The sequence below is a fragment of the Mycolicibacterium gilvum genome, assembly GCF_900454025.1.
In the GTDB taxonomy this organism is placed as follows: Bacteria; Actinomycetota; Actinomycetes; order Mycobacteriales; family Mycobacteriaceae; genus Mycobacterium; species Mycobacterium gilvum.
In genome coordinates this window covers 622,360-640,881 of sequence record NZ_UGQM01000001.1, presented here as the reverse complement: position 1 = coordinate 640,881, position 18,522 = coordinate 622,360, and the positions used below count along the sequence as shown (strand labels likewise).

The 18,522-nt window shown below is 69.0% G+C and carries 17 protein-coding genes; 7 read left to right on the top strand and 10 right to left on the bottom strand.

The window, feature by feature from the left end:
* Nucleotides 1–3: 3 nt before the first annotated feature.
* From DYE23_RS02985 to thiO, 7 genes are read right to left on the bottom strand one after another with little or no spacing between them, the layout of a single operon-like run.
* Nucleotides 4–915: an alpha/beta fold hydrolase gene (locus DYE23_RS02985; RefSeq protein WP_115326455.1), complete on the bottom strand. Its 912-nt coding sequence runs from the start codon at nt 913–915 to the stop codon at nt 4–6.
* An 11-nt stretch (nt 916–926) separates the two neighbouring features.
* A complete protein-coding gene (locus DYE23_RS02980; RefSeq protein WP_011891194.1) occupies nt 927–1,685 on the bottom strand; it encodes an ABC transporter permease in 759 nt (252 codons plus the stop codon).
* Nucleotides 1,682–2,602, bottom strand: coding sequence for an ABC transporter ATP-binding protein (locus DYE23_RS02975; protein WP_115326454.1), 921 nt, complete (start codon nt 2,600–2,602; stop codon nt 1,682–1,684). The genes DYE23_RS02980 and DYE23_RS02975 overlap by 4 nt, the downstream gene beginning before the upstream one ends.
* Nucleotides 2,599–3,360, bottom strand: a complete 762-nt coding sequence (locus tag DYE23_RS02970; protein ID WP_115326453.1) for an SGNH/GDSL hydrolase family protein — start codon at nt 3,358–3,360, stop codon at nt 2,599–2,601. Before DYE23_RS02970 ends, DYE23_RS02975 begins: the two co-directional genes overlap by 4 nt.
* Nucleotides 3,357–4,127, bottom strand: a complete 771-nt coding sequence (locus DYE23_RS02965) for a thiazole synthase (protein ID WP_115326452.1) — start codon at nt 4,125–4,127, stop codon at nt 3,357–3,359. Before DYE23_RS02965 ends, DYE23_RS02970 begins: the two co-directional genes overlap by 4 nt.
* The gene (thiS, locus tag DYE23_RS02960) at nt 4,120–4,317 is read right to left on the bottom strand and encodes a sulfur carrier protein ThiS (protein WP_011891198.1); all 198 of its coding nucleotides are present in this window, start codon (nt 4,315–4,317) and stop codon (nt 4,120–4,122) included. The genes DYE23_RS02965 and thiS overlap by 8 nt, the downstream gene beginning before the upstream one ends.
* The gene (gene thiO / locus DYE23_RS02955; RefSeq protein WP_115326451.1) at nt 4,314–5,342 is read right to left on the bottom strand and encodes a glycine oxidase ThiO; all 1,029 of its coding nucleotides are present in this window, start codon (nt 5,340–5,342) and stop codon (nt 4,314–4,316) included. Before thiO ends, thiS begins: the two co-directional genes overlap by 4 nt.
* Nucleotides 5,343–5,477: 135 nt before the next feature.
* Between thiO and thiE the strand changes: the two genes are divergently transcribed.
* Nucleotides 5,478–6,143, top strand: coding sequence for a thiamine phosphate synthase (gene thiE, locus DYE23_RS02950; RefSeq protein ID WP_115326450.1), 666 nt, complete (start codon nt 5,478–5,480; stop codon nt 6,141–6,143).
* Here the strand turns inward: thiE and DYE23_RS02945 are convergent, their stop codons facing one another.
* Nucleotides 6,144–6,635, bottom strand: coding sequence for an NUDIX hydrolase (locus DYE23_RS02945; protein WP_115326449.1), 492 nt, complete (start codon nt 6,633–6,635; stop codon nt 6,144–6,146).
* 139 nt (nt 6,636–6,774) lie between these two features.
* Here DYE23_RS02945 and glnX point away from each other — a divergent pair, with 139 nt between their 5' ends.
* The 4 genes from glnX (at nt 6,775) to DYE23_RS02925 (ending at nt 12,132) form a co-directional block, all read left to right on the top strand.
* Nucleotides 6,775–8,094 (top strand): protein kinase G-activating protein GlnX, encoded by a 1,320-nt coding sequence (glnX, locus tag DYE23_RS02940; protein ID WP_115326448.1) that lies wholly within the window; start codon nt 6,775–6,777, stop codon nt 8,092–8,094.
* A gap of 32 nt (nt 8,095–8,126) precedes the next feature.
* The gene (locus tag DYE23_RS02935; protein ID WP_494337388.1) at nt 8,127–9,101 is read left to right on the top strand and encodes a glutamate ABC transporter substrate-binding protein; all 975 of its coding nucleotides are present in this window, start codon (nt 8,127–8,129) and stop codon (nt 9,099–9,101) included.
* Nucleotides 9,098–11,398, top strand: coding sequence for a serine/threonine-protein kinase PknG (locus DYE23_RS02930; RefSeq protein WP_099962392.1), 2,301 nt, complete (start codon nt 9,098–9,100; stop codon nt 11,396–11,398). Before DYE23_RS02935 ends, DYE23_RS02930 begins: the two co-directional genes overlap by 4 nt.
* A gap of 275 nt (nt 11,399–11,673) precedes the next feature.
* The gene (locus DYE23_RS02925) at nt 11,674–12,132 is read left to right on the top strand and encodes an STAS domain-containing protein (RefSeq protein ID WP_099962391.1); all 459 of its coding nucleotides are present in this window, start codon (nt 11,674–11,676) and stop codon (nt 12,130–12,132) included.
* Here DYE23_RS02925 and DYE23_RS02920 read toward each other — a convergent pair.
* Complete coding sequence (locus DYE23_RS02920; protein ID WP_115326446.1) at nt 12,052–13,212, bottom strand: acetate kinase; 1,161 nt, start codon at nt 13,210–13,212, stop codon at nt 12,052–12,054. The genes DYE23_RS02925 and DYE23_RS02920 overlap by 81 nt on opposite strands.
* Nucleotides 13,209–15,299: a phosphate acetyltransferase gene (gene pta / locus DYE23_RS02915; RefSeq protein ID WP_172527694.1), complete on the bottom strand. Its 2,091-nt coding sequence runs from the start codon at nt 15,297–15,299 to the stop codon at nt 13,209–13,211. The genes DYE23_RS02920 and pta overlap by 4 nt, the downstream gene beginning before the upstream one ends.
* Before the next feature lie 251 nt (nt 15,300–15,550).
* Here pta and DYE23_RS02910 point away from each other — a divergent pair, with 251 nt between their 5' ends.
* Nucleotides 15,551–17,005 carry a hypothetical protein gene (locus tag DYE23_RS02910; RefSeq protein ID WP_235660315.1) on the top strand — a complete coding sequence of 485 codons (1,455 nt, stop codon included), beginning with the start codon at nt 15,551–15,553 and terminating at the stop codon, nt 17,003–17,005.
* Nucleotides 16,998–18,413, top strand: coding sequence for a glycosyltransferase family 2 protein (locus DYE23_RS02905; protein WP_115326444.1), 1,416 nt, complete (start codon nt 16,998–17,000; stop codon nt 18,411–18,413). The genes DYE23_RS02910 and DYE23_RS02905 overlap by 8 nt, the downstream gene beginning before the upstream one ends.
* The last annotated feature ends 109 nt before the right edge of the window (nt 18,414–18,522 follow it).

The following is an 18,522-nucleotide window of genomic DNA, read 5'->3' as shown; positions in this document are numbered from 1 at the left end:
ACGTTAGCGCGGCCCGCGACGGTCACCGAGATAGTCCAGGACAGCGTCCGCGGTGACCTGCGGTCGCTCGATCTGCAGGAAATGTCCTGCCTCGTCGATGATGCGGACGCGGCTGCCCGCCGGCAGGGCCGTCGCGATCGGTGCGGCGTACTCGGCCTCCATCGCGCCGTCCAGTTCGCCCTGCAGGTGCAGGATCGGGACCCTCGGTACGTCGAAGCACCACCTGTGCAGGTCGGCGTACCGGGCCGACGGCTTCGACGGACGCACCATCGCGCGGTAGTACGCCACCGCGGCCCGGCGGTGGGCCGGGCTGGGCAGGGCGGCCAACGCGTCCGCCAACTCGGCGCCGGTGTCGTAGCCCTGCGGTCCCCAGTCCCGCCACAACCTCGGGATGACCCGGGGCAGCAGGCGCTCGGGCAGTTCGGGAAGCTGGAAGAACATGATGTACCAGCTGTTGCGCAGCTGCTTGGGCAGCAGCGCGAGCTGGCGGGTGAGCGGCCCGCGGGTCCTGTTGACGGCGCCGATCGGCGCGACGGCCATCGTAATGTGTTCGGCGAAGGGCGAATCGGGGTATGCGGCGATGCCGGCCGCGGTGAACCCGCCCCAATCGTGGCCGATGAGGACCGCGTCGTCGGGTGCCCCCAGTTCGCGATGCACCGCCAGCGCGTCGTACATCAGCGCACCGATGTGGTAGTCACCGTCGGGCGCCGGCCCCGTGGGCGCGTAGCCGCGGCTGAACGGGGCGACGACCCGGAACCCGTGTTCGGCGAGTCTCGGCGCGAACTTACGCCATCCCCAGGCGCTGTCGGGGAATCCGTGCAGGCACAACACCAGCCGTCCGTCGGGGGGTCCCCAGGACAGCGCCGTCACGGTCAGGTGGGGCAGCGTGAGCGTCAGCGTCTGCGGGTCCGTCATGAGCAGCCATGCTAGGCGTCGCGGCGGTTCACCATGACCAGTCCCGCGGCGAACACGACGCCGACCACCGCGGCGAAGTAGCCGAGCGAACCGAGAGTCCCCCAGTGCATCGGATACTCCGGGAAGAGCCATTGCACGTCCAGGAAGCGGAACACGTTGGCGAACGGCAGATACGGGCCGATCTCCACACTGCGGCCGGGCAGGTTCCCCAACAGCGGTTCGATCAGCAGGGGCCAGAGCAGCAGCACGGTCACCGCGCCGGCCGTGTGGCGCAGCAGCACGGCGACCCCGACGCCGAGGACCGCGGTCAGCGCGGCATAGACCGCGATCGCCGCCGCGAAACGCATCGTCGCCGACACGGTCAGACCGGCCGCGACGCCGGGAGCTGCCGCCGCGCGCGCCACCATCACCGACCCGAACACCATCACCGCCGAAGCCACCACCGAGAAGGCGGCGGCGACAACGGCTTTGGCGCACACCACCAGGGTCCGACGCGGGATCGCCGTGAACGTCGTCGCGATCAGACCGCTGCGGTACTCCCCCGTGACGGTCATCGCCGCGACGACCATCAGCACCGGCACGCCGAACACCGCGACACCCATCGCGGCCGTCGACACGGGCATGGCGGCGTAGCCGTAGGACACCGATGCCTGCAACGCGGCCAGCGCGAAGCTGAGCACCGCCGCGGCCGCGGCCGCCCACAGCGGGGAGCGCAGGGTCAGCAGCTTGATGCGCTCCGCGTCGACGGCGCGGGCCGCGGTCCGGATCATCGGGTCCTGCCCCGGTACTCGGTGGCGTCGTCGGTGACGGCCAGGTAGGCCTGCTCCAGCGACACCTGCTGACCGGTCAGCTCGTGCAGCGGGATGGAATGGGTCGCAGCCAGTTCGCCGACGGCGTCGGTGGTCGTGTGCCGCACCGTCAGTGCCGCCCCGTCCCGGACCACCGCCATGCCGGCGGCCGCCAGGGCGACGGCCAGGTCGTCGAGGCGCGGACTGCGCACCCGCACCGCCGCGCCGTCTGCGCCTCCGATGAACTCGGCCACCGTCGTCGACGCGATCAGGCGGCCCCTGCCGATCACCACCAGCCGGTCGGCCGTCTCGGCCATCTCCGCGAGCAGGTGACTGGACACCAGCACGGTGCGACCCTCGGCGGCCAGGGTGCGCATCAGGGTGCGGACCCAGTGGATGCCCTCGGGGTCGAGGCCGTTGACCGGTTCGTCGAACAACAGCACCGGTGGGTCCCCGATGAGCGCAGCCGCGATGCCGAGACGCTGGCTCATCCCGAGCGACAGGGTGCCCGCGCGTGACCCGGCCACCGCGGACAGCCCGACCATGTCGACCACGTCGTCGACGCGTCGGGACGCGATCCGGTGCGTCGCGGCGATCCAGCGCAGATGGTTGCGCACCGTGCGGTTCGGGTGGACCTGCTTCGCGTCGAGCAGCGCGCCGACCGTGCGCAGCGGCTCGGCCAGTTGCCGGTAGGTCCTGCCGTCGATGGTCGCGGTGCCCGACGTCGGACGGTCCAGGCCGAGGATCATGCGCATGGTGGTGGTCTTCCCGGCGCCGTTGGGGCCCAGGAAACCGGTCACCACGCCGGGTTCGATCGTGCACGTCAATCCGTCGACGGCGGGAGCCCGTCCGTCCCGGCCCGATCCGAACACCTTCGTCAACGCGTCGAGTTCGATCATCGCGACACCTCGGCGATCACGAGATCGGCGACGGCGCGCATGCCGTCGGCGTTGGGGTGCAGCGGCGCGGGCCGGCCCGGGACCGGAAACCCGAATCTGGTGGTCCACGGGTGCGCGGACCATGCGTGGTGCTCGCGGCTCGCGTCGGCGGCCTGGACGAGTCCGCACCCGGTGGCCTGCGCCGCGTCGGCGGTGAGCTGCCGGAGGGTCTCGGCGATGTGTCTGCCCAGCGCGAGGTCGGCGGGTCGCAGCGGCGGTGCGTCGCCGGTCGCCGGCACCAGCGTCAGATAGTCCACGAACAGCACGGTCGCCTTCGGAGCGCGTCGCCGGATCTCGCGACCCACCTCGATCAGCGCCGCACCGATCTCGGCCAGCGCGACGTATCGCGCGGACGGGTCGAGCAGTTCGCGTAACCGGCCGCCGAGCACGGGCACCGCCCGCAGCAGCCGCGGCAGTCCCGCCGCGAACAGCATCGGCACGTAGCCGGCGTCGTTGCCGCCGATGGTCACCGTCACCAGCGACTCGCTGCCGTCGAGGGCCCGAATCTGCGGCGGGACGCCGCGCTGGGACTCCGTGAGCACGTGCGCCGTCGTCGCACCGGAGTACGTGACGTCGACCAGGTCGAGGCCGAGCGCGTCGGCGACAAGATGCGGATAGTTGCGCGCCGATCGTCCTGCCGCGCGGGGTGATCCCGGCGCCCGCGGCCCGATGCCCGGTCCGGCGGCCATCGAACTGCCCAGGGCCACATACCTGTTCACTCGAATGCCGGGCTGCTCGCGTGCGCCCAGAACCTCTTCGGGATCCGGCCGGCGTGCCGGGCCAGATGCCCGGCCCGCACCGCCGCCGACATCGCGGCGGCCATCGCCGCCGGATCGGCGGCGCGGGTGACGGCGGAGGCGAGAAGCACGGCGTCGCAACCGAGTTCCATCGCCAGCGCGGCGTCGCTGGCGGTGCCGATGCCCGCGTCCAGGATCACCGGCACCTGCGCGCTGTCCACGATCATCTCGATGTTGTGCGGGTTGGCGATCCCCAGCCCGGTGCCGATCGGCGAGCCGAGCGGCATGACCGCGACACACCCGGTCGCCTCCAGCCGGCGGGCCAGCACCGGGTCGTCGTTGGTGTAGGGCAGCACGGCGAATCCGTCGTCGACCAGTTGCTCTGCGGCCCTGACGAGTTCGACCGCATCGGGCAGCAGCGTGCGCTCGTCGGCGATCACCTCGAGCTTGACCCAGTTCGTCTGCAGCGCCTCGCGGGCCAGCTGCGCGGTCATCACCGCCTCGGCCGCACCTCGACACCCCGCGGTGTTGGGCAGCGGGGTGATGCCCAGCCTGGTGAGCAGATCCAGCACACCGGTGCCCCCGTCGGCGTCGATGCGCCGCATGGCGACGGTGGTCAGTTCGGTGCCCGACGCCACGAGCGCGGCCTCGAGCACCGCGAGGTTGGCCGCGCCGCCGGTGCCGAGGATCAGCCGCGAGCCGAACTCCCGGCCCGCGATGGACAGCTTGCCGGTGCCGAACTCAGCCACCCTGCACCGCCGTGACCACTTCCACCTTGGCGCCGTCGGTCAGCGCGGTGTCCCAGTGGGAGCGTGGGATCACCGCCCAGTCCACCGCGACCGCGATGCCCTTCTCGGGGATACCGAGCAGGCCCAGCAGCTGCGTGACGGTGGTGCCGTCGTCGACCTCGACCGCTTCGTCGTTGCATGTGACCTTCATTCGGCGACCTCCATGACCATCGCTCCTTCCAGCTCGGCGGCGATCTTCTCCACCGTCCACGGCGCCAGCAGAAAACCCGACCGGCCGTGTCCCGCCGCGACCAGCGTGCGCTCGTCGAGCCTGCTGACGAGCGGCAGGTTGTCCGGCGTCATCGGCCGCAGACCCGCAGCCGCCTCGGCGAATTCGTACTCCCCCAGCCCGGGCATCACCGCACACGCATCGTCGAGCAGATCGCGCACACCCCCGACCGTCGGCGCGGTGTCGCGGCCGTGTTCGTACTGGGTGGCGCCGACCACCACCCCGTCGGGGCGCGGCACGACGTACACCTGCCGTCCCCGCACCCGGGCCCGCACGACGCGGCGCGGAACCGGCAGACATCCACGGCGCCAGCGCAACCGGAGCACCTCACCCTTGACCGGGCGCACGGGCAGACCCGGCCACAGCGCGGGCGCGTCGATGCCGTTGGCGATCACCACGGCGTCGGCGTCCGCGGTCTCCGCCAGCGAGTCCACGGGCGGCGCCCACCGCACGTCGAGGCGTTCACACTGCTCGGCCAGCGCGGCGACCACCGCGCGATTGTCCACCGCGAGCTCGGTGTCGGCACTGAATCCGTGCCGGATTCCCTGCGCGAGAAGAGGTTCCAGGTCACGGGCCGAGGTCGTCGGCGTCACCGGATGGCCCTGCGCGCACAGCCACGCGGCGACCGTCCTGAGGTCCGCGGCGTCGGCCTGGTCGACGGCGACCACCAGGGATTCGCGCGCGGTCACCACCTGAGCGGGGAGACTGCCGAGGAACTGTTCGTGCCACAGTCGCAGCGATTCGAGCCCGAGCGTGAGCAACTGTTCCTCGCCGGGCCACCCTTCGCTGTGCGGGGCGAGCATCCCACCGGCGACCCACGACGCGCCGGGTTGCTCTGTCCGGTGGACCCGCGTGGCCCATCCGTCGAGCGCGGCGCGACGGGCCACCGCGAGTCCGATGACGCCCCCGCCGATGACGGCCAGTCGTCCGCGCGTGTGCGCCGGCATTCGTACTCCCTTCGCCGGCATGATCCGGATCAGGTGCGACGGTAAGAGCCGGCGGGCCCACTCTCAGTCCCCGCTCCCGGGACTCCCGTGTGGTCGCGTTCCAGCCTACGTCGGCTCACCGCTACCGTTTCGACCGTGCCCGAATCCCCGAGCCTGCAGGGTGCCCGCCTGTACCTGTGCACCGACGCCCGCCGCGAGCGCGGCGACCTCGCCGACTTCGCCGACGCCGCGCTGGCCGGCGGTGTCGACATCATCCAGCTCCGGGACAAGGGCTCGCCCGGCGAGAAGGCCTTCGGCCCGCTGGAGGCCCGCGCGGAGATCGACGCCCTCCACGTCCTCGCCGAGGCGGCACGCCGGCACAACGCGCTGGTCGCGGTCAACGACCGTGCCGATATCGCGCGGGCGTCCGGGGCCGAGGTGCTGCATCTGGGCCAGGACGACCTGCCTCTGACGGTGGCGCGACAGATCGTCGGCGACCGGGTGGTCGGTAGGTCCACCCACGACCTCGCGCAGGCCGAGGCCGCGATCGCCGAGGATGTCGACTACTTCTGTGTCGGCCCGTGCTGGCCGACGCCGACCAAGCCGGGACGCGCCGCTCCCGGGCTGGACCTGGTGCGGGAGGTCGCCGCACTGAACACCGCCAAGCCGTGGTTCGCGATCGGCGGCATCGACGCACAGAGGCTGCCCGACGTGCTCGACGCCGGGGCACGCCGGGTGGTCGTGGTGCGTGCGATCACCGCGGCCGAGGATCCGCGGGCGGCGGCCGAACAGTTGGCCGGGATGCTCGACTCCGCGGTGTGATCAGCGCTGCGGATTGACCATCAGCGGAATCAGCGCCGTGACCTCGCGCAGCCGGGCCCAGCTCGCCGCGAACCCGGGGTGCAGCGGCAGGTCGGTGACCTCGTCCTCGGCGACCCAGCGCAGTTCGGCGCTCTCCCGGTTCGGGACGGTGACGAGTTGCTCGGTGGCATCGGCGATGACGGTCGTGTACGTCCATCCGGAGTTCTCGGCGGTGACGACCGTCGTGCGCACGGTCAGCTGGTGGGGCGAGAGCCCGGCCTCCTCTTCGGCTTCGCGGACCGCGGCCTGTTCGGGGGTCTCGTGGCTGTCGCGGGCACCGCCCGGCAGTCCCCACGTCCCGCCCTGGTGGCTCCACGGCGCCCGGTGCTGGAGGAGCACCGCCGGTGCTCCGTTCGGGCCCGGCGCGCGGAGCAGAAGCCCCGCCGCACCGTGCCTGCCCCAGAACGCGGCGCCCGAGGCCGACACCACCCAGCCGTCACCGTCGCCACGCACGAGGACCAGCTTAGGTAACGGTCTGCGAATTCGGGGCACCTGATTCCGCACGCGTCGCAACCCGAGCTCTTAGAATTCTTTTATATAGTTCGTGAACGACCGCCGTAGAGAACGAGACCAGGATGAGGTCCGCGCAGACGTGACTGTGGAGTTGGCGCACCCGTCGACCGAACCTCTCGCGTCGCGGTCACCGACGGCGCCGTCGCATCCGCGGTGGTGGTTCCTGTGGACCACTCCCGGCCGCATCCTGTCGATCGGCATGGTGCTGGCCGCGCTGGTGATCGCCAGCGCGTTCGCGACGTCGACGACGATCAACGACCGTCAGCAGGCGCTGACCGCCGTGCTCAACCACACCGAGCCGCTCGCGTTCGCCGCCGGACAGCTCTACACCACGCTGTCGGTGGCCGACGCCGCCGCGGCCACCGCGTTCATCGCCGGGGCTGAGCCGCGTCCGGTGCGGCAGCGCTACGAACAGGCCATCACCGATGCCTCCGTCGCGGTCACGCGCGCGTCGAGCGGGCTCACCGAGGAGTCTCTCGTCCAGTTGCTGGGCCGCATCAACGCGCGACTGGCGGTGTACACGGGTCTCGTCGAGACCGCGCGGACCAACAACCGTGCCGGCAACCCGGTCGGCTCCTCGTACCTGTCGGAAGCCTCGGCGCTGATGCAGTTGCAGATCCTGCCGGACGCACAGCGCCTCTACGAGGAGACCTCTGCGCGGGTCGACGCGGAGACGACGGCGTCGACGCGCATCCCGATCCCGGTGATCCTGGTGGTGACCGCGACGTTGCTGTTCGGGGTGTTCGCCAACCGCTGGCTGGCCAAACGCACCCGCCGGCGGGTGAACATCGGCTTCGTCGCGGGCGGTCTCGCGGTGCTGATCATGCTGATGTGGGTCGGCACCGCGCTGATCATCTCCACCGCCGACAGCCGCAGCGCCAAGGAGACGGCGGCCGAATCGCTCAAGACGGTCACGACGCTGGCGATCACCGCCCAGCAGGCCCGCGCCGACGAGACACTGTCGCTGATCCGGCGCGGTGACGAGGACATCCGCAAACAGTCCTATTACCAGCGCATCGACGAGATGAAGCAGCAGCTCGCCCGCTACGTCGCACGCGACGACTCGATCGACAAGAGCGATCTCGCCGACGCGGAGGCGCTGCTGGACCGGTGGCGCGCGGCCGACGACCGCATCACCGCCTACATCGCGGTGGGCAACTACCAGGCGGCGACGCAGGTCGCCCTCGGCACCGGTGAGGACGATGCGACGCCCGCGTTCGACAAGATCGACGAGGCGTTGACCCGGGGTATCGATCAGAGCCGCACCCAGCTGCGCAGCGACATCGTCAACGCGCGCAGGGTGCTCTCCGGGGCGACGGTGGGTGCGGCGCTGCTGTCGGTGGTGGCGGCGGTGTCGGTGGCGTTGGGGATCTGGCCGAGATTGAGTGAGTACCGCTGATGAGCGCTTGCGCGAAGAAGAAACCAACCCTGATGAGTAAGCGAGCGCTTCGGCGCGTCGGTGCGGCGCTGGCGACCGCCGTGATGCTGAGCGGTTGCGCGCAGGCGCTGCCGGTGGTCCCGACGCCGACGGTGACGCTCGCCCCGCCGACACCGGCGGGTCTCGAGGAGCTGCCGCCGGTGCCCGCGCGGCCGGCGACGCCCGCCGACACCGACTGTGATCCGCGGGCGAGCCTGCGGCCGTTCGCCACCCAGGAGGAGGCCGACGCCGCGGTCGCCAACATCAAGGCCCGCGGCCGGCTGATCGTCGGGTTGGACATCGGCAGCAACCTGTTCAGCTTCCGCGACCCGATCACCGGGGAGATCACCGGTTTCGACGTCGACATCGCCGGCGAGATCGCCCGCGACATCTTCGGCACCCCGTCGCAGGTGGAGTACCGCATCCTGTCGTCGGCCGACCGCGTCGACGCGCTGCGCGACAATCAGGTCGACGTCGTCGTCAAGACCATGACCATCACCTGTGAGCGCAAGAAGCTGGTGAACTTCTCGACCGCCTACCTGATCGCCAATCAGCGCATCCTGGCCCCGCGCGACTCGAACATCCGTCAGTCGAGCGATCTTTCGGGCAAGCGGGTGTGTGTCGCCAAGGGCACGACGTCGCTGGAGCGGATCCAGCAGATCAGTCCGCCGCCGCTGATCGTCGGGGTCGTCACGTGGGCCGACTGCCTGGTGGCGTTGCAACAGCGTCAGGTCGACGCCGTCAGCACCGACGACGCGATCCTGGCCGGGCTGGTGTCCCAGGATCCGTATCTGCACATCGTCGGACCGTCGATGAACGAGGAGCCCTACGGCATCGGCGTCAACCTGCAGAACACCGGTCTGGTGCGCTACGTGAACGGAACACTGCAACGCATTCGGCGCGATGGCACGTGGAACACGTTGTACCGCAAGTGGTTGACCGTGCTGGGTCCGGCGCCCGCACCTCCGGTCGCGAGGTACACGGATTGAGCGAGTACCCGGACGACATCGATCCCGACACCGAACCCGAGGACGGTCCGGGGACCCAGCCCGCCGGTTTCGCCGACCTGGCCGACGACTCGATGGCGACACTGCGGCCGATGGCCACCCAGGCCGTGTTCCGTCCGCACTTCGACGATGACGACGACGACAGCGACGCACTCGTGCACAGCGGGGACACCGAGCCGCAGGACACCGCGACGACGATCACGCGCCACCTGTCCCCGACGCGCAGGCTCGGCGGCGGGCTGGTGGAGATCCCGCGGGTGCCCGCGCGGGATCCGCTGGCCGCCTTGATGACCGACCCGGTGGTCGCCGAGTCGAAACGCTTCTGCTGGAACTGCGGCAGGCCCGTCGGCCGGTCGACCAAGGACGGCCGCGCACTGTCGGAGGGCTGGTGCCCGCACTGCGGCAGCGCGTACTCCTTTCTGCCGCAGCTCAATCCAGGTGACATCGTCGCCGACCAGTACGAGATCAAGGGCTGCATCGCCCACGGCGGGCTGGGCTGGGTGTATCTGGCGTTCGACAAGAACGTCAACGACCGACCGGTGGTGCTCAAAGGCCTCGTGCACTCCGGCGACGCCGAGGCGCAGGCGATCGCGATGGCCGAGCGGCAGTTCCTCGCCGAGGTGACCCATCCGGGAATCGTGAAGATCTACAACTTCGTCGAACACGAGGACAAGCACGGCAATCCGGTCGGCTACATCGTGATGGAGTACGTCGGCGGCACCTCCCTCAAGCAGGCGACCCTGCTCAAACACAGCTCGCGGATCCGCCTGCCCGCGGCCGAGGCGATCGGCTTCATGCTGGAGATCCTGCCCGCGCTGGGCTATCTGCACTCCCTGGGCCTGGTCTACAACGACCTCAAACCCGAGAACATCATGGTCACCGAGGACCAGCTCAAGATCATCGATCTCGGTGCGGTGTCGCGGATCAACTCGTTCGGCTACCTGTACGGGACGCCGGGATACCAGGCGCCCGAGATCGTGCGGACCGGGCCGACCGTGGCCACCGACATCTACACCGTGGGGCGCACGCTGGCGGCTCTGACGATGCGGCTGCCGACCCGCAAGGGCCGCTATCTCGACGGTCTGCCGGAGGACAACCCGGTCCTCGAGGAGTACGACTCGTTCGGCCGGCTGCTGCGCCGCGCGATCGACCCGGATCCGCGCCGGCGCTTCCAGACCGCCGAGGAACTCTCCAGCCAGTTGATGGGTGTGCTGCGCGAGGTGGTCGCCAGTGACACCGGGGTGCCGCGTCCCGGCCTGTCGACGATGTTCAGCCCGTCTCGATCCACCTTCGGTGTCGATCTGCTGGTCGCGCACACCGACGTCTACCTCGACGGTCAGGTGCACTCGGAGAAGCTCACGGCACAGGAGATCGTCAAGGCGCTGCAGGTGCCGCTGGTGGACCCCACCGACGTCGGGGCCACCGTGCTCTCGGCGACGTTGCTGAGTCAGCCTGTGCAGACGCTGGATTCGCTGCGCGCGGTGCGGCACGGCGCCCTGGATTCCGACGGCGTCGATCTGAGCCAGTCGGTCGAGCTGCCGTTGATGGAGGTGCGCGCGCTGCTCGACCTCGGCGATGTCGCCAAGGCGACCCGCAAGCTCGACGACCTCGCCGAGCGGGTCGGCTGGCGCTGGCGGCTGGTCTGGTTCCGCGCGGTCTCTGAACTGCTCACCGCCGACTACGACTCGGCGACAAAGCATTTCACGCAGGTCCTGGACACCCTTCCCGGCGAACTGGCGCCCAAGCTGGCGCTGGCCGCCACCGCCGAGCTCGCCGGTGCCTCCGATGAGCGCACGTTCTACAAGACCGTCTGGGACACCGACCACGGGGTGATCTCCGCCGGGTTCGGACTCGCCCGCGCGCTGTCCGCCGAGGGCGACCGCGAGGGCGCCGTCCGCACCCTCGACGAAGTCCCCGCCACCTCAAGGCATTTCACCACCGCGCGGCTCACCAGCGCGGTGACGCTGCTGTCCGGGCGGTCCACCAGCGAGATCACCGAGGAGCACATCCGCAGCGCCGCGCGACGGGTGGAGGCACTGCCCGACACCGAACCCCGCGTGCTGCAGATCCGCGCACTGGTCCTCGGCACCGCGATGGACTGGCTTGCCGACAATACGGCCAGCACCAACCACATCCTCGGTTTCCCGTTCACCGAGCACGGGCTGCAGCTCGGCGTGGAGGCGTCCCTGCGCAGCCTGGCCCGGGTGGCGCCGACGCAGGCGCACCGCTACGCGCTGGTCGATCTGGCCAACAGCGTGCGGCCGATGTCCACGTTCTGAGCGTCGATTCCAGCAACGACGGATTCCGTTGCTGGCCGTTCCGAGATGTCCGTCAGGCCCGTGCCCACCCCCCGCAATGCCGCCTCGCTGCCGGGATAACTCCTGGTAGGAGTACACGCATGGAATTCACATCGACATATGGTCAGGCCACGAATTCCGTAGTACGGTGACTCCACTACACACGGTGATGTCATCGGCGCAGCGTTGAACCCCCAGGGCCGATCCATTGACCTCACCCACAGTGCGAATTTCCGTTCGTCTGAGGGGAAATGCATATGGCCATATCGGAAGCCTTACCGCCTTCGAGCACCCAGAGGGTGTTCCGGCCGGATCCGACATCGTTCGAGCTCCGCGAGGAGCACCACCGCGCCACGTTCTCGGCGTGCGAGTTGCCGCCGACGACCGTGCTGGTGACCATCCACGGCGAGATCGACGCCACCAACAACATGCCGCTGGCCCACTACATCGAGAAACGTATCGGCGATTCCCGCAAGCTCATCGTGGACCTGCAGACCGTCGAGTTCTTCGCCGCGTCCGGCTTTGCCGCTCTGTTCAACGTCAACGTGGTGTGCCACCGCCGTGGCGTGCGTTGGCAGCTGCTCGCCGGCCCGCATGTCCGGCGCCTGCTGCGGGTGTGCGATCCGCAGCGGGAACTACCCGTCACCGGGTCGAGCGCCAAGTACGCCCGTACACGCCCGAGCGATCGCAAGCTCCTCGTCGGTGGGTATCACTAGCACCGTCGTCGGGGCGCCGTCGGCCGAGATGCGCCGGGCGCCCCTGCCCGGGCTGTCGTTGAGGTGCTCGTCGATCTCGATGCCGAACGCGGCCAGGCCCGTCAGTGCGTCGCGCCGGACGACCGCGTCGTTCTCCCCGACCCCCGCGGTGAAGGTGATGACGTCGGCCGACCCGAGTATCGCGAGGTAGGCGCCGATGTACTTGCGCAGCCGGTGGATGTACACCTCGTACGCCAGTTCCGCTGCGTCGTCGCCGGATTCGATCCTGCGGTGCAGCTCCCGGAAGTCGACCTCACCGCCGAGTCCCCGCACCCCGGAACGCCGGTTGAGCATGGACTCGATGTCCTCGACGGGCATCCCGGCCTCGCGCCACAGATAGAAGATCACGCCGGGATCCACGTCGCCGGAACGTGTTCCCATCACCAGCCCCTCCATCGGTGTCAACCCCATCGAGGTCTCCACCGGTCGTCCGCCGACGATCGCCGAGACCGATGCGCCGTTGCCGAGATGCAGGACGATCTGGCTCAACGACTCCAGCGGCACGTCCAGGAACGCCGCGGCCTGCTCGCTGACGTACTGGTGCGACGTGCCGTGGAAGCCGTAGCGGCGGATGTTCCAGTCGCGGGCCACCTCGGCGTCGATCGCGTACGTTGCCGCGGCGGCGGGCAGGTCGTGGAAGAACGCGGTGTCGAACACCGCGACGTGCGGCAGATCGGGCAGCGCGTCGCGCGCGACCTCGATCCCCAGGACGGCCGGCGGATTGTGCAGCGGGGCAAGCGGACCCAGTTCCTTGAGTCGATCGATGACAGCCTCGTCGACGATGGTCGGCCGGTACAGGTCCGGACCGCCGTGCACCACCCGGTGTCCGACCGCCATCAGACCGAGGTCCTCAAGCTGGTGTCCGTCGGCGGCCAGGGAGTCGAACACCTCTTTCATCGCGGCGGCATGGTCGCGCGCCCCGCCATCCTGGCCGATCCGCTCGACGATGCCGTCGGCGATCAGCACACCCGAATCAGGTTCCAGGACTGCGTATTTCACCGATGACGAGCCGGAGTTGAGCACGAGTACCGTGCGTGTCATCGGGGAACCCCCTGAGCCTGGATGGCGGTGATCGCCACGGTGTTGACGATGTCCTCCACCAGCGCGCCGCGTGACAGATCGTTGACGGGCTTGTTCAGTCCCTGCAGGACGGGCCCGATCGCGATCGCGCCGGCGCTGCGCTGCACCGCTTTGTAGGTGTTGTTGCCGGTGTTCAGATCCGGGAAGATCAGCACCGTGGCCCGGCCCGCCACCGTCGAGTCGGGCATCTTGGTCTGGGCGACCGACGGTTCCACGGCGGCGTCGTACTGGATCGGTCCCTCCACCGGCAGATCCGGTTCCCGGGAGCGCACCAGTTCCGTTGCCTGCCTGACCTTGTCGACATCGGCACCGGTCCCCGACGTGCCCGTCGAGTAGGACAGCATCGCGACCCGCGGCTCGATGCCGAACTGCGCGGCGGTGCGGGCCGAGGAGATCGCGATGTCGGCGAGCTGCTCGGCGGTCGGATCCGGCACGATCGCGCAATCGCCGTAGGCCAGCACCTCGTCGGCCAGACACATCAGGAAGATGCTCGACACCGTCGAGACCCCGGGCGCCGTCCGGATGATCTCGAACGCGGGCCGGATGGTGTGCGCGGTGGTGTGGCGGGCCCCTGACACCATGCCGTCGACCATGTCGTTGTGTACGAGCATGGTGCCGAAGTAGGAGACGTCGTGGATGACCTCGCGAGCCCGGTCGAGGGTCACTCCCTTGTGTTTACGCAGCTCGGCATACTGCTCGGCGAACCGGTCGCACAGCTCGCTGGTCTTCGGATCGAGCACCGCGGCGTGGGACAGGTCGACGCCGAGTTCAGCCGCGCGCGCCCTGACCTGGCTCTCGTCGCCGAGGATTGTCAGATCGGCGACCGAGCGCTGCAGCAGACGTCCGGCGGCTCGCAGGATGCGGTCGTCGTTGCCCTCGGGCAGCACGATGCGTTGCCGGTCCGCGCTCGCCCGCTCAAGGAGTTGGTGGGTGAACATCTGCGGGGTGACCACCGACGGGATCGGCAGGGCCAGGTGAGCGAGGAGTTCGGCAGTGTCGACGTAGGTGTCCATCAACGTCAGCGCGGTGTCGATCTTGCGATGGGACTGGGACGTGACCCGGCCGCGGGTCGCGGCGACACGGCTCGCGGTTTCGAAGGTGCCGAACCGGGTCTCGACGATCGGCAGGCGCTGCCCGAGACCGGCGACCAGGCCGTCGATGGCCGGGTGCAGCGGCAGGCCGCCGTTGAGGATCACCCCGGACAGCGACGGAAAGCCCTCGGCCGCATGCGCGCTGAGCACGGCGAGGACGACGTCGGACCGGTCGCCCGGGGTGATGACGACGCCGCCTTCGGTGAGCCGTTCGAGGACGTGCTCGGCCGTCATGCCCGCCACCAGGACGTCGAGCACCTCCCGATGCAGGAGCGCTGGATCCCCCTGCACCACAGCACCTTCGACGACGGCCTGCAATTCGGCGACCGACGGCGCCACCAGCAGCGGCTCCTCGGGCAGCACGTAGCTCTGCGGTTCGATCTTCGTCAGCGCCTCGCCGACCTCGACCAGCTGTGCAGGGTCGCAGCGGTTGGCCACCACCGCTGCGGTGTGGGCGTGCTGCGCGGCGATCTCGTCGACGCACAGCTCGACGACCTGCGCCACCTGTTCGGGGGTGCGTCCCTTGGCTTTGACGGCGAGCACCACCGGCGCCCCGAGGTTGGCGGCGATGCGGGCGTTGACCGACAACTCGCTCGGTGCGGCGACGTCGGTGTAGTCACTGCCCACCACGAGCACGGCGTCACACCGGTCGGCCACCGCGTGGAATCGGTCGACGATCTCGGCGAGCGCGGCCTCCGGATCCTCGTGCAGCTGGTGATAGGTGACCCCGACGCAGTCCTCGTAGGGCAGGCCCGCGGTGGTCTGGTCGAGCAGCAGTTCGAGAATGTAGTCCCGCGGCGCCCCGTCGCCGCGGGTGATGGGCCGGAAGACCCCGACACGGGCGACGGTGGCGGCCAGGCGGTGCAGAATGCCCAGCGCGATGGTCGACTTCCCGGTGTCACCTTCCGGCGACGCCACGTAGATGGCGGAGATGGTCGTCTTCGCAGCGTCGGGCACGTCCCAAAGCCTGCCAAATTGTGCCGTCGCGCGCACCCGCCCCCCGTTCGGCAACATTGCTAGCCTGCCGAACATCCATTCAATGCCACGCGCTGATGTAATCCGCGCAAAAACTAGTTCATCAAATTGACATTTTCGCCAAATTTCGGCTTGCGGCTTCTGAACTGCTCTGACATGATCAAGTACCCGGTCCTTCTATCAAAAAACGGCAGACAGTGACTACTACAGCAAATTTGCGGCGTAACCTTCGCGTGATCGAAGGTCCGCGACCCGTCACCACAAGCAACCACCCGTCGCCGACGGTCAAGCTCCCCCACATCGATGTCCGCTGGGGTTTCCGCGAACGGGTCACGGCCATCGCGGTGCTGGTGCTGATCGGCTACGGACTCGATATCGGACGACTCGTCGCCGACGCCGTGGCGGGGTCGCGCACGCCGATGCTCGCCCTGACCCCGTTGCTGGCACTGCTGATCGCCTCCGCCTACCGGTGGCCGCCGCCGGGTGTCAACGACAACGAGTCCGACTGGCTGTTCGTGTCGATCCTGGGTCCGATCGGCTTCGCCGGCATCGCGCTGGTGTCGACGCGTTTCGAGACGCTGGCGGCGGCGTTCCGGCTCGATCTGCTGGGGGCCGCCCTGTGGACGGTCTGTGCCACGGCGATCTTCCTCGGTGCGCGGCACACGGCGCGCATGTGGCGGGTATGGCTGTTCACGGTGATCGGCTGCAACCCAGTCCTGTTCACCCTGGCTGCCGGCATGCTCGGCGGCTCCGACTCCGCCGTCGCCGCGCTGACCGTCTGCTACGGGGCGACCGCGGTGTACCTGGCCGGAGCGCGGGCGCCCCGCCTCAAACGACTCGCCGCGACGTCGGTGTGCCTGATCGGGGGCTGGGGACTGGGGTCGGTACTGCTCGGCACGCTTCCGCTGTTCGGAACGGTCGCGGTCGCGGCGGCGGTCCTGCCCGTCGTGGTCCACGTCGGTATGCGACGGTGGGTCGGGCCCGACGCCGGTGCCACCGGGGAGATGCCGGCATACCCGGTGCGGTCGTGGAAATCGTTGCTGGCGCTGGTTCTGCTGGCCTTCGCGGTGGCGGTCGTGCACACCTCCCCGGCGCCGATCCGCGAACCGGCGGCCGTGCAGGGCGACTGGATCGCGAAGTCGGGCCTCTACGCCGAGCAGGAACTCCCGGAGGCCGAACGGTTCCTCGGCCCGAACGCGCGATTCGTCCGTTACCGGGTGCCGGTCGCCGTCGGGCTTCCGGCTGCGGCCGTCGACGTCATCACGACAAGCAACCTGGCTTCGCTGCACGACCACCGCGACACCGTCTGGTATCCGAGCACCCGTCCGCTGAACTTCGTTCCGGCCAGCGGACTGCAGAGCACCGCACCGGTCGAGGTCCGCGCAGTATTCAGCAATGCCGATACGGCGATCGACACCACGACCCCGCAGTGGTACGCACTCACCTGGGACTGGCGAACCGACTCCGGCTATCAGCAGGTCACCGTGGTCGTGAACCAGAACGTCGCCGAGTCGGCGACCCCACCTCCCGCGCCGACGGGTCTCGAAGTGGTCGACACCTTGCTCAGCCCCGCGCTGTGGATCGGCCGCCAGCAGGCCGACGATCCAGGCCGGGTGGACGATGTCGTCGTCCGGCACGCGACCGAGATCGCCGACAGCCTGCTCGCACACGCCGCTGCTCGTGCATAGCTACACCCCGGGAAGCCGCCTGCCCGAGGATCTTTCGGCGAGGAGGGTGACCACCGACGGATCGGTCATCCTCGGTGTGTCCGGCATTCTGGGAGTGGCGGCGACCGGTGTACTCGCACCGCACCTCGTGCTGCCGGCGGTCACCACCGTGCTGGCCGCCCTGTACCTCGCCTCGACGATCGACCGCCACTGGCTCTTGGTCCAAGGCCTGCGCTCACCCAGCCTTCTCACGATCAGCGACGAGGAGGCACGGGCTGTCCCCGACAATCAGCTGCCCGTGTACACGGTTCTTCTTCCGGTCTACAACGAGCCGTCGATCGTCCACAACCTGATCGCGGGAGTCGGACGACTCGAATATCCGAAGGACAAGCTCGAAATCCTGCTGCTGGTCGAAGAAGACGACATCGCGACGCGTAGGGCGATGGCGACAACCGAGCTGGAAGCCGTGCGCCTGATCCTGGTTCCGAACAGCCAACCCAAGACCAAACCCAAGGCGTGCAACTACGGAATGGCCACACCCGGGCTCAAGGGCGAAATGGTCACCATCTACGACGCCGAGGACATCCCTGACCCTCTCCAATTGCGCAAAGCCGTTGTGGCGTTTCAACAGCTGCCCGACAACGTCGGTTGCCTCCAGGCCCGCCTCGGTTACTTCAACGAAGAGCAGAACCTGCTCACGCGATGGTTCTCGATGGAATACGACCAGTGGTTCGGCATGACGCTTCCCGCCGTCGAAGCCGCCGGCTGCGTCGTGCCTTTGGGCGGCACTTCCAACCACATGCGCACCTCCGTGTGGCGCGCCATCGGAGGCTGGGACGAGTTCAACGTCACCGAGGACGCCGACCTCGGGGTCCGGCTCGCCCGCGCCGGATACCGGACCCGGATTCTGGATTCGGTGACGCTGGAGGAAGCGAATTCCGATGTCCTGAACTGGATCCGGCAGCGGTCGCGGTGGTACAAGGGTTATCTGCAGACCATGCTGGTACACCTTCGCCATCCGGCCGCCCTGTGGTCGCAGATCGGCGGCAAAGGCATTCTGCGGCTGCTGAACATAACCGGAGCCGTGCCCCTCGTGGCCGTCATGAACCTCATTTTCTGGTCGACCATGGCGACCTGGATCCTCGGCCGGCCGCAATTCGTCGAGATGGCTTTTCCGACGCTGACCTACTACGTCTACCTGACGATGTATCTGGTCGGAGCTCCCCTATCTGTCTACCTCGGGTTGATCGTCTTGCAGCATCTGGGAAAGCCGCACCTCTGGTGGGCGGCCATTCTCGTTCCGCTGTACTGGGTGCTTCAGTCCATTGCCGCCATGAAGGCAATCCTTCAACTCGTGACACGACCACACTTTTGGGAGAAGACTGTGCACGGCCTATCGAACCAGGTCCCCGCGGGGCGGGTCCTCTGACATGCGATCCCTAATCGCGAGAGCCGGTCGTCTCGCCGTGGCGATCGCCCTGGTCGCTTCGACCGCCTTGACTCTCAGCCCGACCGTTCACTCGATACCCGGATCGTCG

What these genes read in the sequence shown, in the direction of transcription:
- DYE23_RS02935 (WP_494337388.1), top strand. Translation starts at nt 8,127, where the DNA reads ATGAGTAAGCGAGCGCTTCGGCGCGTCGGTGCGGCGCTGGCGACCGCC.
- thiS (WP_011891198.1), bottom strand. Translation starts at nt 4,317, where the DNA reads ATGAAGGTCACATGCAACGACGAAGCGGTCGAGGTCGACGACGGCACC.
- DYE23_RS02980 (WP_011891194.1), bottom strand. Translation starts at nt 1,685, where the DNA reads ATGATCCGGACCGCGGCCCGCGCCGTCGACGCGGAGCGCATCAAGCTG.
- DYE23_RS02920 (WP_115326446.1), bottom strand. Translation starts at nt 13,212, where the DNA reads ATGACACGCACGGTACTCGTGCTCAACTCCGGCTCGTCATCGGTGAAA.
- thiO (WP_115326451.1), bottom strand. Translation starts at nt 5,342, where the DNA reads ATGCCGGCGCACACGCGCGGACGACTGGCCGTCATCGGCGGGGGCGTC.
- DYE23_RS02975 (WP_115326454.1), bottom strand. Translation starts at nt 2,602, where the DNA reads ATGATCGAACTCGACGCGTTGACGAAGGTGTTCGGATCGGGCCGGGAC.
- DYE23_RS02925 (WP_099962391.1), top strand. Translation starts at nt 11,674, where the DNA reads ATGGCCATATCGGAAGCCTTACCGCCTTCGAGCACCCAGAGGGTGTTC.
- DYE23_RS02985 (WP_115326455.1), bottom strand. Translation starts at nt 915, where the DNA reads ATGACGGACCCGCAGACGCTGACGCTCACGCTGCCCCACCTGACCGTG.